Source organism: Mangrovicoccus ximenensis (assembly GCF_003056725.1).
Classification (GTDB): Bacteria; Pseudomonadota; Alphaproteobacteria; order Rhodobacterales; family Rhodobacteraceae; genus Mangrovicoccus; species Mangrovicoccus ximenensis.
The window spans coordinates 110,209-123,935 of the sequence record NZ_QBKZ01000024.1; the positions used below are offsets into that span (position 1 = coordinate 110,209).

Consider the following 13,727-nt stretch of genomic DNA (forward strand, 5'->3'; position numbering starts at 1 on the left):
GTTCAGGCCTCCGCTTGCGCCGCTTCGAACTGGCGCATCATGTGATAGGCGGCCTGCACGGCCGCGCGGACCTCCAGCGTGAACTGCCCGGTGGGCGGCAGCTTGGCGAAGCGCTGGAACTTGGTGATCGCCGCCGTGGTCTTGGGGCCCATCTTGTTGTCGACGATGCCGGGATCGATGGCGAGGTATTGCAGCGCGCGCTGCAGGTCGCGCACGGTGCGGATCTCGAATGTGTCGGGCGCGGGCGCGGCGGCGGGCTTGGCCGGGGCGGAAGGTTCGGCCGCATATTGCTGGTAGGCGGCGGCCATCTTCTCGTCATATCGGTTCTGGCGGTAGTTCTGGCCGTTGTAGCCGAGCGCGAACTTGCGCCAGTTGAGCGAGCGCAGGTGCCGGTCGAGGTCGCAGCCCAGCACGAAATCGACGAAGGCGTCGAGATGGTTGTCGACATCCGCGACCAGCGCCTCGACGAAGCTTTCGACATCGGAATAGCCCGCGAGTTCGTGGTTGAAGCCCATGATCTGGAACTGGCCCCAGGAGGCGGATTTCAGCGCGGCCTCCTCGTCGAGCTTGAGCGCGTCGAGCATCTTCGGCCATTGCTCCGAGAACTTGCCGTAGTTTCCGGCCGGACCCGACAGCACGGGATGGCTCTGGCTGAACCGGCCGCCGGTATATTTCCGGAACTTGTGGCGCTCGAACAGGATGGTGGGGCGGCCGTCGCCGTCGAAGGGCGCGCGGCGGGATTCGACTTCGGCCACGGCCTTGATCGCGGCGATGTCGCAGTCCAGTTCCTCGGCGGCCTTCTGGTAGGCCTCCTCGGAAATGGCCTTGTTCGGGGTCGGGCAGGAAAATTCCATGGCAGTCCTCCTGCGGGTCAAATTCCTTACCTTACGTTAACAACTCGTGGGGCCATCGCAAACCGGATTCTGCGGCGGGTAGGGATTCCCTGCATCGGGCGGCGGAAAGCCGGGGGTCAGCCGGGCGCGCAGCAGGGCCATCGGATGGGCGCGCAGGCTGAGGCGCAGATGCACGTAATCCTCGACCATTTCCTCGCCCAGGCTCATCTGCGGCAGGGTCACGGCCGGCTCGGCGATGCCTTCGCCCTCCATGTCCCGGGCAAAGAGCGGCAGCGGGGCGGAGCCGGCCAGCGCGCGGGCCTGCCAGAGCGCTTCGCGCCGCGCCAGCGGGCCAGCCGCCGCCCGATCCGCCCGAACCGCCGCCATAGCCGCCGCGGTCATCGCCGTAGCCCGGATCGTTGCCGTAGCTGCCGCCCGATCCGCCGCCGTCGCCGCGGCCGCCCAGCAGGGTCATCTCGCCGCGATAGGGGCGCAGCACGATCTCGGTGGAATAGCGGTCCTGGCCGGACTGGTCCTGCCATTTGCGGGTCTCGAGCTGGCCCTCGATATAGACCGTGGAGCCCTTGCGCAGATATTGCTCGGCGATTTTCGCGAGGTTCTCGTTGAAGATCGCCACCGAATGCCATTCGGTGCGCTCGCGGTTCTCGCCGGAATTGCGGTCGCGCCAGCGCTCGGAGGTCGCGATGCGCAGGTTGCTTCTCCACGCCGAGGCGGATGAAGGCCGAGCAGACCCGGTCCAGTTCCTCCAGCGTCAGCAGTTCCTTCTTGGGAAGGAAGGTCATGTTCTCCGCCATGCAATACACGCAGCGGAAGTCGCAGCGATCCGTCACGGAGACGCGCAGATAGCTGATCGGACGGGCGAAGGGATCGATGAGCGGGGCCATGCGCGGAAACTAGGCGCTCCTTGCGCCGGGGACAAGGGCGCTGCGCATCACGTGGTGCGGCGCAGCGCCGGTTCCGGGCCGGTCTCAGACGCCTTCGGAGGACGAGGACCAGAGGGTTTCGTCCTTGGCCGGCTTCAGCGCGTCGATCGCGGCCAGCTCCGCGGCCGTGAAGGACGTGTTGCCGAGCGCGCCGCAGCTGTCGACCACCTGGTCGGGACGCGATGCGCCGATCAGCGCCGAGGTCACGCCGTCGCGCAGCACCCAGGCGATGGCCATCTGCGCCAGGCTCTGGCCGCGGGCCTTGGCGATTTCGTTCAGCCCGGCGATGCGCTCGCCCAGGTCGGGGGTGATCTTTTCGCGCGCCAGGAACCGGTCCTCCGAGGCGCGGCTGCCCGGCGGGACGCCCTTGAGGTATTTCAGCGTCAGCATGCCCTGGGCCAGCGGCGAGAAGGCGATGCAGCCGAGCCCGAGCCCGGCCAGCGTGTCCTTGAGCCCGTCGCGCTCCACCCAGCGGTTGAGGATGTTGTAGGCCGGCTGGTGGATGACCAGAGGCGTGCCCATCTGCTTCAGAATGGCGGCGGCTTCGCGGGTGCGGCGCGAATTGTAGGAGGAAATGCCGACATAGAGCGCCCGGCCGGAGCGCACGATATGGTCGAGCGCCGCCATGGTTTCCTCCAGCGGCGTATTCGGGTCGAAGCGGTGGCTGTAGAAGATGTCGACATAGTCGAGTCCCAGCCGTTTCAGCGAGCGGTCGCAGGAGGCGATCAGGTATTTGCGGCTGCCCCATTCGCCGTACGGCCCGGGCCACATGTGGTATCCGGCCTTCGAGCTGATGATCAGCTCGTCGCGGTGGTCCCTGAAGTCGCGGCGCAGGATCTCGCCGAAGGCGGTTTCCGCGGCACCGGGCGGCGGCCCGTAATTGTTCGCGAGGTCGAAATGGGTGACGCCGTGGTCGAAGGCCGCGCGGCAGATCTGGGCCTTGCCGTCCGGCGCGCGGTCATCGCCGAAGCTGTGCCACAGTCCGAGGCTGATGCGGGGCAGCTTCAGCCCGGACGTGCCGCAATGGGCGTACTCCATCCGCTCGTAGCGGTCCTGCGCCGGAACATAGCTCATGCGGGCTCCTCCCTTTCGGCCAGCTTTAGGGTGAAGAAATCACCAAGACGCAAACGCGGGCAATGTTTTTTGCCGGACCGGCATGCACCATTCGTTAGCCATGCCTGCGCTAGGACAGGGCATTCCAGAACGGATGGACGGTTCGCGATGTACCTGTACCTGTTCCGGGCCCTCCTGGGGTCCCTCCTGTTTGCCTGCCTCCTTGCGGCTCCGCTCCCGGCGCAGAGCCTGTTCCAGCCCGGCGGCTTCGGTGCCAGGCCCGCATCCGACGGCGGCGCGCCGTTCTTCTCCCGCGCCGCGGCGCCGATCCGGGCGTCAGCGCCAGTGCCGCTGATCGAGCAGAGGGCGCTTGCCCTTGCCGATACAGGCGGGCTGGCTGCGCGCCGCCGCAATTTCCTCGCTCCCTTTTCCGGCCAGGGCTACAGCCCGCCGAACGCGCGGGCGGTCCGGGAGGAGGCCGCCTGGCTCGCGGCGAATCCGCCCAGGGACTTCTCGCGCGAGACCGACCTCATGTGCATTGCCGTCTCGATCTATCACGAGGCGCGCAACCAGCCGCGCGACGGCCAGGCGGCGGTGGCCAGCGTGATTCTGACCCGCGCGGCAGATCCGATGCGCTGGGGCATGACGCCCTGCTCGGTGGTGGTGCCGGTGCAGTTCTCCTATCTGACGCCGAAGCGCGGTTTCGCCCCGATCCGGGATCTCCATTCCTGGAGCCTGGCCGTGGAAATTGCCGCCGAGGTCCTGATGGCGGGTCCTGATCCGCGGCTCAAGGGGGCGGATCACTACCATGCGACCTATGTCGATCCGGTCTGGAACAAGCATATGGATCTGGTCGAGCGGATTGCCGATCACCTGTTCTGGCGCTCCCGGCCCGAGGCCTCCTGACGTCGGACATTCCCCGGGGCGGCTTGCCCCCGGTTCCGGAGGGCGGGCGGACTTCTTCCCGAAGAGGGAAACCGGCAGGCGCATCCAGCCCGGGCGCTTCGTCGCCGCCGAGGTCAAGGAGCAGGCCATTGCCCGGCTTTCCGGGCCGGGCGCGCCGCAGGCTGGCGCTGCGCCGGAGCTCGGCGCTTGGCCCTCGCAGCTGGGAGGCTGGATCCTGAAGCGGCGGCCGGGGCTTCGCGCCGTGGTCGTGCCGGTGGATGCCGCGCGGCTGGCGGAGCTGGCGGCCGATCTGGGCGGCGGCTGAGCGGTGGCGCGGGGCTTGAAACGGTCCCCGCGGCTTCCTAGCTCTGTTCTGCGGGACGCCGGCAGCCGGGTTCCGCATCTGCCCGTCCGGCAAGGAGGGCATCACATAGGACATCGCTCAAGGAGGATATCCCCATGCGCAGCTTCGATCTCGCGCCGCTCTACCGCGCAACGGTCGGCTTCGACCAGATTGCCGAAATGATGGACCGTGCGCTCGCCACCGATGTGAGCCGCGAAAGCTACCCGCCCTACAATATCGAGAAGACCGCGGAGGACACCTACCGCATCTCGATTGCCGTTGCCGGCTTCACCGAGGACGACCTGACCGTCGAGCTGAAGGACCATGCGCTGGTCGTTTCCGGCCGCAAGGCCGAGGAGGCCGAGCCGCGCACCTATCTGCATCGCGGCATCGCCACCCGCGCCTTCGAGCGCCGCTTCACGCTGGCCGATCATGTCCGCGTGACCGGAGCAGCGACCGAGAACGGCATGCTCCATATCGACCTGAAGCGCGAAGTGCCCGAGGCGCTGAAGCCGCGGCAGATCGAAATCGCCCGCGGCCTGGCCCGCGGCGCGGCCACCGAGCCGAAATCCGTCAACTGACGGAGCACGCTCCCGGAGCGGTTTCCGGGAGCGGCGCGGTCCGCGGCGGACCATTTCCTGCGCCTGTCCGCCGCCCGGCCGCGTTCCTTCCCGGATTCCGCCAGGGCCGCCGGTTTTCCCGGCGGCTTTTTTGCGTCCGCAGCTTCCCGCGACAGAGCGTGCCCTTGGGGGAAGGGAACGGATCTGCGACGGTGGGATACATTTGAATGAAATCAACCGGGCCGCTGCGGGCGAGGGGGACGACATGGAAGACATGATTGCCGCATTCAGGAAAGTGTTCCTGAGGAACTACGCGACCTTCGCGGGCCGGGCATCGCGCAGCGAGTTCTGGTGGTACGTGCTGGCCGTTTTCCTGCTGAACATCGTCGTGAACCTGATCGACGCTTTCGCCGTCTCGCCGCTTCTGGGCATGCCGGGCGAAACCGGGATCCTCTCGGCGCTCCTCGGCCTGGCGCTGATCCTGCCCGGGCTCGCGGTCTCGTCGCGCCGCCTGCATGACACCGGCCGCTCGGCCTGGTGGCTTCTCCTGTGGCTGATCCCGCTCATCGGCATGCTGGTGCTGATCTATTTCTACATCCAGCCCAGCGAGGAGGGCCCGAACCGCTTCGGCGCGCCCGATCCCTGGGGCGGGGCCGGGTCCGGGACCGCCTGACCGGCAGCTGCGGCATCGGCCGATCTGACCCTCCTCTGCCGGAGCTGCGATGGCCGGCCGGGCCATTGCGACAGGCCCGGTCCGGGCCGGAGGGGTTTCGCACAAGATTTGATGGCCGCCTTCGGCAAGGTGGTCCTTCGGAACTGTCTGACGTTTTCGGGGCGCGCCTCGCGCCCGGAATTCCGGTGCTACGTTCTGGCCATCTATCTGCTCTGCTTCGCCGCCAACATTGCCGTCTTCCTCGCGGCTCTTGCGCCAACGGCGACCGTCCATGTCCCGCAGGCCGTCAACACGCTGATCTTTCTGATCTTTGCCGCGGCGGGGCTTGCCGGTCTCGCCCTTCTCCTTCCCGGCCTTGCGGCGGCGTCCCGCCGGCTGCATGATGCGGGGCGGTCTGCCTGGTGGCTGCTTCCGGCGCCGGTGCCGATGATCGGCTTCCCCGTCCTGCTGGTCTTCCTGCTCGCGCGCAGCGAGGACGGCCCGAACCGCCACGGCCCGCCCGAGCCCTGGACCGGCGCCTGGCTGGCTTGTCTCCGCGACCGAGGTCGCGCTTGCGGCAATGGCCCGCGCCTGCTAGGCCCTCCGCCGACGATGCCGCGAGGCTAGCAAGGAAATGGCGGAGCGCCGACCCATGCCGGGGGCGGGCCGCCATGTCGTCGGACCGGGCAGCGCCGCTGCCCCGCGATGGCTTGCGACCTCGGGCGATGCATGAGGAGCGAGCCGATGACCAGCCACACTCACGATACGCCCGAGAAGATCGGCGTCATGCTCTGCGGGCACGGCTCGCGCAGCGAGGCGGCGGTGGCGGAATTCGCGGTCCTGGCCGAGAAGCTGCCGCAATACCTGCCGTCCGACTGGGCGGTCGATTACGGCTATCTCGAATTCGCCAACCCGGTGATCCGCAAGGGGCTCGACAACCTGCGCGAGGCGGGCTGCACCCGGATCCTCGCCGTTCCGGGCATGCTCTTCGCCGCGATGCACGCCAAGAACGACATTCCCTCCGTGCTGAATGCCTATGCCGCCGAGCATGGCGTCAAGGTCGAATACGGCCGCGAGCTGGGCGTCGATCCGCGCATGGTGCGCGCCGCGTCCGCCCGGATCGAGGAGGCGCTGGCCGCCGCCGATGCGGCCGATGGCCCGGTCGCCCGCCATGATACCTGCCTGGTGGTGATCGGCCGCGGCGCCTCGGACCCGGACGCCAATTCCAACGTCTCGAAGATCGCCCGGCTCCTCTGGGAGGGCATGGGCTTCGGCTGGTGCGAGGTCGGCTATTCCGGCGTGACCTTCCCGCTGGTCGAGCCCGCGCTCGAACATGCCGCGCGGCTGGGCTACAAGCGGGTCGTCGTCTTCCCGTATTTCCTGTTCACCGGCATCCTGATCGACCGCATCTACGGCTTCGCCGACATGGTGGCCGAGGCGCATCCCGACACCCAATGGGTCAAGGCGGGCTATCTCAATGACCACCCGGACGTTCTGGCCACCTTCGCCGAGCGCGTGACCGAGATCATCGGCGGCGACACCGCGATGAACTGCGCCATGTGCAAGTACCGCACCCAAGTGCTGGGCTTCGAGGCCGAGGTCGGCATGGCGCAGGAAAGCCATCACCACCATGTCGAGGGGCAGGGCGCCTCGGCGCCGGGCTCGAACGTTGCCGATTGCCGGCTCTGCGACAGCTTCTGCACCGGCGCCTGCCGTCTCGATGCGGGCCATCACCACCACCACCATGGCGACGGTCACGGCCATTCCCACGACCATCACCATCACGACCATGATCACGGCCATTCCCATGATCACGATCACCACCATCACCACCATCCGGCCTATCCCCATGCCGACCATCCGCTGGGGCCGGAAAGCGTGCGCAAGCATCTGAAGGACGGCGCATGAGCCTCGCCTACGAGCGCGACCCGGCCCGGATCTACGCGGAGAGCTTCGCGGCCATCGCGCGCGAGGCGCGGCTCGGCCATCTGGAGCCGGAGGCGCATGACCTTGCGGTCCGCGTCATCCATGCCTGCGGCATGGTCGAGGTCGGCGCCGAGCTGGCCGTAAGCCCCGGCGCGGTTTCCGCCGGGCGCGCCGCCCCGCCCGCCGCCGCGGCTGCCCTCTGACGAGGCACCTGCCCGGCGGTCCTCCGCCGGGCGGCAGGTCAGCGCGCGCTGTCGAGCGCGTCGAGCAGCGCCTGCAGCTCGTCCATGATGTGGCTGATCCGCTCGCGGCCGATCCTCGCCTCGATCTCCTCGTAGACCTTCGCGCTCGAAGGCGAGACCGAGGCGATGAACACGTCGCCCTTGGGGCTGAGCCGGACCAGGTTGCGCCGCGCGTCGGAGGGGTCCTTGCAGACCTCGACCATGCCGCGCGCTTCCAGCGCCTTGAGCATCCGCGTCAGCGACGGCGGCAGGACGCAGGCCAGCACGGCAAGCTGCGAGCTGTCGGTCTGGCCGCGCTCGTGCAGGATGCGGATGACGCGCCATTGCTGTTCGGTGATGTCATGGGCGTTCAGGATCGGGCGGAACCGGTCCATCACCGCTTCGCGCGCCCTGAGCAGCAGGATCGGCAAGGTTCTCTGGGTGTTCGAAAATTCGAAGCCGTCGCGGTAGCGTTCTCGGTCCATCCTGTCCCTTTCCTTATGGTTCCTCCTCGCCCGCAACCCCGGAAATTGCAACCTGGGATCGTTGCGCACGGCAATGAAACGGTCGGAATCCTGAAAAATGATTATTTCACAGACGTTCAAGATCCTTGCTTGACCATTAACGCGTTAATGGTATAGGCCATGACCCATGGAGGCGTCGCTGACACGCGCCGAAATGATTAACGCGTTAATGGTGGAGCGGGAGGAGAGCCGTGCCGCATCTGAGCATTGAATATTCCCCGGAGGCGGAGCGGGCCGCGGATATCGCGGAGCTGTGCCGGGCGGTCCATGCGGTGCTGGCCGCATCGGAGGACTTTCCGCTGGCGGGCATCCGGGTGCGGGCGCATCGCGCCGACCATGCCATCACCGCCGACGGGCATCCCGGGAACGACTTCGTCGCCATGACCCTGTCGGTCGGCGCCGGGCGGTCCACGGAGGTTCTGAAGGCTGCGGGCGACGCGATCTTCGCCGCCGCGCAGGGCGTGCTCGCTGCGCCGCTCGCCAAGCCGCATTTCGCCCTGTCGCTGGAGATCCGGGTCATCGATCCGGCGCTCAGCTGGAAGGACACCCCCATTCATGCCCGCCTGCCGGGTCGCAAGTGAAGGATCGGACATGCAAGTTCTGAACGACAACATCTCCCGCGCCAATGCCTACATGGCCCGCTTCCGCGAAGAGGGCGTGATGAACCATAGCGGCGGCGAGAACGTCCCCGCCGCTTCCGGCGAGACCTTCGAAACCGTGTCGCCGGTCGACCTGAAGCCGCTGGCCAAGGTCGCCAAGGGCGGTGCCGCGGATGTCGACCGCGCGGTCGCGGCCGCCACCGAGGCGTTCAAGACCTGGGGCAAGATGCCCGGCAAGGAACGCCGCAAGATCCTGATCCGCGTCGCCGAGGCCATCGAGTCCCGCGCCGAGGAAATCGCCTTCACCGAATGCATGGATACCGGCCAGGCGCTGCGCTTCATGTCGAAGGCGGCGCTGCGCGGGGCGGCGAACTTCCGCTTCTTCGCCGACCAGGCTCCGACCGCCGAGGATGGCCAGGCGCTGCGCACGCCCGAGCAGATGAACGTCACCTCGCGCCGCCCGATCGGTCCGGTGGGCGTCATCACGCCCTGGAACACGCCCTTCATGCTGTCGACCTGGAAGATCGCCCCGGCGCTGGCGGCGGGCTGCACCGTGGTCCACAAGCCGGCCGAGTTCAGCCCGATGACCGCGAAGCTGCTGGTCGAGATCGCCGAGGAGGCCGGGCTGCCCAAGGGCGTGCTGAACCTCGTCAACGGCTTCGGCGAGGATGCCGGCAAGGCGCTGACCGAGCATCCCGGCATCAAGGCGATCGCCTTCGTCGGCGAGAGCGGCACCGGCTCGATGATCATGTCGCAGGGTGCAAAGACGCTGAAGCGCGTGCATTTCGAGCTGGGCGGCAAGAACCCGGTCATCGTCTTCGACGACGCCGATCTGGAGCGCGCGGTCGATGCCGCGACCTTCATGATCTACTCGCTGAACGGCGAGCGCTGCACCTCGTCCTCGCGCCTCTTGGTGCAGGAAACGATCTATGACGACTTCACCGCCAAGGTCGCCGAGGTGGCCAAGCGCATCAAGGTCGGCCATCCGCTCGACCCCGAGACCGTGGTCGGCCCGCTGATCCACCCGGTCCACGAGAAGAAGGTGCTGAGCTATTTCGGCAAGGCCCGCGAAGAGGGCGCGACCATCGCCGCAGGCGGCGAGAAGGTCGGCGAGGAAGGCTGTTTCGTGGCCCCGACGCTCTTCACCGGCGCGACCAACGGCATGGCGGTGGCGCAGGAGGAAATCTTCGGCCCGGTCCTTACGGCGATCCCGTTCAAGGACGAGGCCGATGCCATCGAAATCGCCAACGGCGTGGAATACGGGCTCTCGGCCTATCTCTGGACCTCCGATCTCGGCCGCGCCATCCGCATGACCGACACGCTCGAAGCCGGGATGATGTGGGTGAATTCTGAGAATGTCCGCCATCTCGAAACCCCGTTCGGCGGGGTGAAGGCCTCGGGCATCGGCCGCGACGGCGGCGACTGGTCCTTCGATTTCTACATGGAGACGGTCAACGTCTGCTTCCCGCGCACCGAGCACGCGATCCCGAAACTGGGCGGCTGAGCCCGCCCGCGGCGCCTCCGGGCGCCGCATCCCGACCCCATTGCCAAGTCCCAGGGAGGACCCCCCATGCCCATTCCGGCACCGAACCTCTATCCGCCCTTCAACATCATCCGCCTCAGCCACGCCGTGTTCGGCGTCGAGGATCTGGCCGCGTCGCGCCGGTTCTACGTCGACACGCTGGGCCTGCAGGTCACAGACGAGGACAGCGAACACATCTTCCTGCGCGCCCTCGAGGAACGCGGCCACCATTCGCTGGTGCTGCGCAAGTCCGAGCTGCCGCAGGTCCGCGCGCTGGCTTTCAAGGTCTTCGACGAGGGCGAGCTGGACAAGGCCGAGCACTGGTTCAAGGCCAAGGGCCACAAGGTCGAATGGGTCGAGCGCGCCTATCAGGGCCGCACCATGCGCACCCATGACTGCTTCGGCACGCCGCTGGAATTCTATTTCAAGATGGACCGCCTGGAGCCGATCCACCAGAAATACGAGCTCTACAAGGGCGTGAAGCCGCTGCGGATCGACCATTTCAACTGCTTTGCCTCGGATGTCGACAAGGCGGTCGGCTTCTACAACGAGCTGGGCTTCCGCGTCACCGAATACACCGAGGACGAGCAGTCCGGCAAGCTCTGGGCCGCCTGGACCCACCGCAAGGGCGGCGTGCATGACATCGCCTTCACCAACGGCCTCGGCCCGCGGCTGCACCACACCGCCTTCTGGGTGCCGACGCCGCTGAACATCATCGACCTGTGCGACCTGATGGCCACCACCGGCTATGTCGCCAATATCGAGCGCGGTCCGGGCCGCCACGGCATCTCGAACGCCTTCTTCCTCTACATCCTCGATCCCGATGGCCACCGCATCGAGATCTACTGCTCCGACTACCAGACCGTCGATCCGGATCTGGAAGCGATCAAGTGGGACCTGAAGGACCCGCAGCGCCAGACGCTCTGGGGCGCGCCCGCGCCGCGCAGCTGGTTCGAGCACGGCTCGGTCTTCCAGGATGTCGAACCGGCGATGTCCCAGCTCGAAGCCACCCCGATCGTGGCACCGTAAGATGCTGACGACACCCGAGCTTCTGCGCGAGGCGTGCCTGATCGGCGGGGAGTGGATCCCCGCCGGCGAGGACGCCATCGACGTGACGAACCCCGCCACCGGCGCGCTGATCGGCCGGGTGCCGCGGCTGGGCGCCGCCGAGACCGGGGCCGCCAGCCGAGGATCGCCGGTCCCATCGGCTGCCGCGGCCCCTCGCGGCGGTAGCGCGGCATGGCGGAGGGCACCAGCAGCGCCGCAACCACGATGAAGGCGACGAAGGCCGCCGCCAGCCCGACCCCCGGCAGCAGCGCGCCCATGAAGAGGTCGCCCACCGGGATGCGCAGCTGGTCGCCCATCACGACCAGCATGATCGAGGGCGGGATCAGGATGCCGAGGCAGCCGGTCGCGCCGACCGTGCCGAGGCTAAGTTTCCGCGAATAGCCCGCCTCGAACATCGTCGGCACCGCAATGGTCGCGAGCAGCACCACCGAGGCGCCGATGATGCCGGTCGAGGCCGCCAGCACCACGCCGATCGCCACCACCGCGATCGCCAGCCCGCCGGGCGCGGGGCCAAGGAGCGCGCGCATCGCCTTCAGAAGGCGCTCGGCAATGCCCGAGCGGTCGAGCATGAAGCCCATGAAGATGAACATCGACATCGGGATCAGCGAATAGCTGGAAATCGTGTCGAAGACCCGGTTGGCGACGAAGCCGATCATCCGCAGCTCCGCCACGTCGGCGATGTTCAGCGGCGCGATCAGCGTGCCGAGCGCGGCGAAGAGCACGCCGGTGCCGCCCAGCACGAAGGCCACCGGGTAGCCGGAGAACAGCAGGCAGAGGAAGGTCGAGAAGAACAGGAAGATGAAGAGCACGTCCATCAGCGGATCTCCTGCCAGCCGGTGCGCAATTGCCGGAGCGCGCGCAGGAGGACCGCCAGCCCCTGCAGCGCCAGAAGGCTGAGCCCCGCCGCCACGATCCCCTTGATCACGTAGCGCGCGGGCAGGCCCGAGGGCATCGGCGAGCCCTCCTTCAGGTCCCAGGAATAGCCGAAGATCGTCCAGGCGTTCCACGCCACCAGCCCCGTGAAGGGCCAGAAGAGAAAGAGGATGCCGAGGATCTCGACCACGGCACGGGCGCGCGGCCGCATCCTGGCGTGGAACATGTCGACGCGGACATGGTCGCCCTCCTGGTAGGCCCAGGCGAGGCTGAGCATCACCGCGATGGCGTTGAGATGCCATTGCAGCTCCTCGAGCTCGATCATGCCGATGTCGAAGACATAGCGCAGCACGACATTGGCGAGGATCGTCAGGATCAGCAGAGGCAGGAACAGCGACCCCGTCCTCCCGGCCAGGGCCGAGAGGCGGTCGATGAGACGGATCAGGACGGACATGCGGGCCCTTTCGCTGGGCGGCGCGAGGACGGCCCCGCGCCAGACGGGCTTACTTCTTGTACGCGGACCAGCCCGCGACCGAGTCGCGATAGGCCTGCAGCGACGCCCAGGTGCGGGCGAAATCCTCGTCCTTCTCCGACTGCTCGGCCATCACTTCGGAGGTGGCCTGTTCGAAGGCCGCCAGGACCTCCGGCGGGAACTGCATGATCTGCGTGCCGGCCGCCTTGAATGTCTCCACGGCTTCGGCATTCGGCACCGAGGTCGAGGTGATCGACCAGATATGCGTCTCGCGGCAGGTATCCTCGATCAGCCCCTGCTGCGCCGGGGTCATCGCGTCCCATTTGCGCTTGTTGATGATCAGCTCGTTGATCGCGGCCGGCTGGTGCCAGCCGGGCAGGTAGTAATAATCCGCGACCTTCTCGAAGCCCATGGCGGCGTCGATGGCGGGCATCGAGAACTCGGTGCCGTCGATCACCTTGCGCTCGAGATTGGGATAGATGTCGCCGCCCGCCAGCAGCACGATCGAGGCGCCCATCTTGGCCATCACCTCGCCCGCCAGACCGGCAAAGCGGATCTTCTTGCCCTCGAGGCTCTCGACGCTGTCGATCGGGAAGGTGTACCAGCCGCCGGCCTCGCTATCCATCAGCCCGCAGGGCACGCTGACCACGCCCTGCTTGGCGTAGATCTCGCGCCAGATGTCGAGCCCGCCGCCATTGTAGAGCCAGCCGAGATAGTCCATCGCATCCGGCCCGAAGGGCACGCCGCCGAAGAGCTGCACCGCCGGGAAGCGGCCGGCGACATAGAGCGGCGAGGTATAGCCCGCATCCAGCGTCCCCTGCTGCACCGCGTCGAAGATCTGCAAGGGCGGCACCAGCTTGCCCGCATCGTAAAGCTTCACCGACACGGCGCCGCCCGAGATCTCGTTGATCCGGTCGGAGAAATGCTGCGCGTTCTGCCCCGAGGCCGGCAGGGTCAGCGGCCAGGCGGATTGCAGGTCGAGCTTGACCTCCTGCGCCAGCGCGGGCAGCGCGGCGATGGCGGCGGCAAGCGACAGGGCGGCGGGACGGAGGATGGCGGCAAGGCGGTCGGGCATGGCTCTCTCTCAGCAGCGCGGCCCGCGGCAGGCGGGCGCTCTTGCCGCGAGCTTGCGCCCCGGATCCCCGGTCCTGCACGGCAGAGCGCCGGGCGGTGCCCCGGAAAACAGCCCCTGCCCAATCAAGATGCGTGAATATTCACGCTTTGATCAAATCTTGATCCAATTCAGGTGAAT

At 67.5% G+C, this 13,727-nt stretch carries 14 protein-coding genes and 4 pseudogenes; 9 read left to right on the plus strand and 9 right to left on the minus strand.

The window, feature by feature from the left end:
• Nucleotides 1–2: 2 nt before the first annotated feature.
• The 5 genes and pseudogenes from C7T91_RS26490 to mgrA all read right to left on the minus strand — a co-directional run bounded on the left by C7T91_RS26490 (nt 3) and on the right by mgrA (nt 2,851).
• Nucleotides 3–854: an N-acetylmuramidase domain-containing protein gene (locus C7T91_RS26490; RefSeq protein ID WP_108262760.1), complete on the minus strand. Its 852-nt coding sequence runs from the start codon at nt 852–854 to the stop codon at nt 3–5.
• A gap of 36 nt (nt 855–890) precedes the next feature.
• Nucleotides 891–1,205, minus strand: a pseudogene (locus C7T91_RS26495) (hypothetical protein); the annotation flags it as partial.
• A pseudogene (gene ssb, locus C7T91_RS26500) lies at nt 1,168–1,548 on the minus strand (single-stranded DNA-binding protein); the annotation flags it as partial. The pseudogenes ssb and C7T91_RS26495, both read right to left, overlap by 38 nt.
• A gap of 1 nt (nt 1,549) precedes the next feature.
• Nucleotides 1,550–1,738, minus strand: a pseudogene (locus C7T91_RS26505) (cyclic pyranopterin phosphate synthase); the annotation flags it as partial.
• Between the two features lie 84 nt (nt 1,739–1,822).
• On the minus strand, nt 1,823–2,851 hold the full coding sequence (gene mgrA / locus C7T91_RS26510) for an L-glyceraldehyde 3-phosphate reductase (RefSeq protein ID WP_108262762.1): 1,029 nt from the start codon (nt 2,849–2,851) through the stop codon (nt 1,823–1,825).
• 147 nt (nt 2,852–2,998) lie between these two features.
• Between mgrA and C7T91_RS26515 the strand changes: the two genes are divergently transcribed.
• The 6 genes from C7T91_RS26515 to C7T91_RS26545 all read left to right on the plus strand — a co-directional run bounded on the left by C7T91_RS26515 (nt 2,999) and on the right by C7T91_RS26545 (nt 7,399).
• Complete coding sequence (locus C7T91_RS26515; protein ID WP_161556122.1) at nt 2,999–3,736, plus strand: cell wall hydrolase; 738 nt, start codon at nt 2,999–3,001, stop codon at nt 3,734–3,736.
• Nucleotides 3,737–4,174: 438 nt separating this feature from the next.
• Nucleotides 4,175–4,639: an Hsp20 family protein gene (locus tag C7T91_RS26525; protein ID WP_108262766.1), complete on the plus strand. Its 465-nt coding sequence runs from the start codon at nt 4,175–4,177 to the stop codon at nt 4,637–4,639.
• 244 nt (nt 4,640–4,883) lie between these two features.
• Complete coding sequence (locus C7T91_RS26530) at nt 4,884–5,291, plus strand: DUF805 domain-containing protein (protein WP_108263105.1); 408 nt, start codon at nt 4,884–4,886, stop codon at nt 5,289–5,291.
• Between the two features lie 111 nt (nt 5,292–5,402).
• On the plus strand, nt 5,403–5,897 hold the full coding sequence (locus tag C7T91_RS26535; protein WP_108262768.1) for a DUF805 domain-containing protein: 495 nt from the start codon (nt 5,403–5,405) through the stop codon (nt 5,895–5,897).
• 117 nt (nt 5,898–6,014) lie between these two features.
• Nucleotides 6,015–7,178 (plus strand): sirohydrochlorin chelatase, encoded by a 1,164-nt coding sequence (locus tag C7T91_RS26540; protein ID WP_108262770.1) that lies wholly within the window; start codon nt 6,015–6,017, stop codon nt 7,176–7,178.
• On the plus strand, nt 7,175–7,399 hold the full coding sequence (locus C7T91_RS26545; RefSeq protein ID WP_108262772.1) for a precorrin-8X methylmutase: 225 nt from the start codon (nt 7,175–7,177) through the stop codon (nt 7,397–7,399). The genes C7T91_RS26540 and C7T91_RS26545 overlap by 4 nt, the downstream gene beginning before the upstream one ends.
• A gap of 38 nt (nt 7,400–7,437) precedes the next feature.
• Here the strand turns inward: C7T91_RS26545 and hpaR are convergent, their stop codons facing one another.
• The gene (gene hpaR, locus C7T91_RS26550) at nt 7,438–7,902 is read right to left on the minus strand and encodes a homoprotocatechuate degradation operon regulator HpaR (protein WP_108262774.1); all 465 of its coding nucleotides are present in this window, start codon (nt 7,900–7,902) and stop codon (nt 7,438–7,440) included.
• A gap of 230 nt (nt 7,903–8,132) precedes the next feature.
• Between hpaR and C7T91_RS26555 the strand changes: the two genes are divergently transcribed.
• The 3 genes from C7T91_RS26555 to hpaD all read left to right on the plus strand — a co-directional run bounded on the left by C7T91_RS26555 (nt 8,133) and on the right by hpaD (nt 11,091).
• A complete protein-coding gene (locus C7T91_RS26555) occupies nt 8,133–8,522 on the plus strand; it encodes a 5-carboxymethyl-2-hydroxymuconate Delta-isomerase (protein ID WP_108262776.1) in 390 nt (129 codons plus the stop codon).
• Between the two features lie 10 nt (nt 8,523–8,532).
• Nucleotides 8,533–10,044 (plus strand): 5-carboxymethyl-2-hydroxymuconate semialdehyde dehydrogenase, encoded by a 1,512-nt coding sequence (hpaE, locus tag C7T91_RS26560; protein ID WP_108262778.1) that lies wholly within the window; start codon nt 8,533–8,535, stop codon nt 10,042–10,044.
• 66 nt (nt 10,045–10,110) lie between these two features.
• Nucleotides 10,111–11,091, plus strand: coding sequence for a 3,4-dihydroxyphenylacetate 2,3-dioxygenase (hpaD, locus tag C7T91_RS26565; RefSeq protein WP_108262780.1), 981 nt, complete (start codon nt 10,111–10,113; stop codon nt 11,089–11,091).
• Between the two features lie 242 nt (nt 11,092–11,333).
• On the opposite strand, the pseudogene C7T91_RS26570 reads toward hpaD, so the two are convergent.
• From C7T91_RS26570 to C7T91_RS26580, 3 genes and pseudogenes are all read right to left on the minus strand, one after another.
• Nucleotides 11,334–11,945, minus strand: a pseudogene (locus C7T91_RS26570) (TRAP transporter large permease subunit); the annotation flags it as partial.
• Nucleotides 11,945–12,457, minus strand: a complete 513-nt coding sequence (locus C7T91_RS26575; RefSeq protein ID WP_108262782.1) for a TRAP transporter small permease subunit — start codon at nt 12,455–12,457, stop codon at nt 11,945–11,947. The gene C7T91_RS26575 and the pseudogene C7T91_RS26570, both read right to left, overlap by 1 nt.
• Before the next feature lie 49 nt (nt 12,458–12,506).
• Nucleotides 12,507–13,550, minus strand: coding sequence for a TRAP transporter substrate-binding protein (locus C7T91_RS26580; protein WP_108262784.1), 1,044 nt, complete (start codon nt 13,548–13,550; stop codon nt 12,507–12,509).
• Between the last annotated feature and the right edge of the window lie 177 nt (nt 13,551–13,727).

Coding starts and splice junctions, on each gene's coding strand:
- C7T91_RS26490 (WP_108262760.1), bottom strand. CDS start 854: ATGGAATTTTCCTGCCCGACCCCGAACAAGGCCATTTCCGAGGAGGCC.
- mgrA (WP_108262762.1), bottom strand. CDS start 2,851: ATGAGCTATGTTCCGGCGCAGGACCGCTACGAGCGGATGGAGTACGCC.
- C7T91_RS26515 (WP_161556122.1), top strand. CDS start 2,999: ATGTACCTGTACCTGTTCCGGGCCCTCCTGGGGTCCCTCCTGTTTGCC.
- C7T91_RS26525 (WP_108262766.1), top strand. CDS start 4,175: ATGCGCAGCTTCGATCTCGCGCCGCTCTACCGCGCAACGGTCGGCTTC.
- C7T91_RS26530 (WP_108263105.1), top strand. CDS start 4,884: ATGGAAGACATGATTGCCGCATTCAGGAAAGTGTTCCTGAGGAACTAC.
- C7T91_RS26535 (WP_108262768.1), top strand. CDS start 5,403: ATGGCCGCCTTCGGCAAGGTGGTCCTTCGGAACTGTCTGACGTTTTCG.
- C7T91_RS26540 (WP_108262770.1), top strand. CDS start 6,015: ATGACCAGCCACACTCACGATACGCCCGAGAAGATCGGCGTCATGCTC.
- C7T91_RS26545 (WP_108262772.1), top strand. CDS start 7,175: ATGAGCCTCGCCTACGAGCGCGACCCGGCCCGGATCTACGCGGAGAGC.
- hpaR (WP_108262774.1), bottom strand. CDS start 7,902: ATGGACCGAGAACGCTACCGCGACGGCTTCGAATTTTCGAACACCCAG.
- hpaE (WP_108262778.1), top strand. CDS start 8,533: ATGCAAGTTCTGAACGACAACATCTCCCGCGCCAATGCCTACATGGCC.
- hpaD (WP_108262780.1), top strand. CDS start 10,111: ATGCCCATTCCGGCACCGAACCTCTATCCGCCCTTCAACATCATCCGC.
- C7T91_RS26575 (WP_108262782.1), bottom strand. CDS start 12,457: ATGTCCGTCCTGATCCGTCTCATCGACCGCCTCTCGGCCCTGGCCGGG.
- C7T91_RS26580 (WP_108262784.1), bottom strand. CDS start 13,550: ATGCCCGACCGCCTTGCCGCCATCCTCCGTCCCGCCGCCCTGTCGCTT.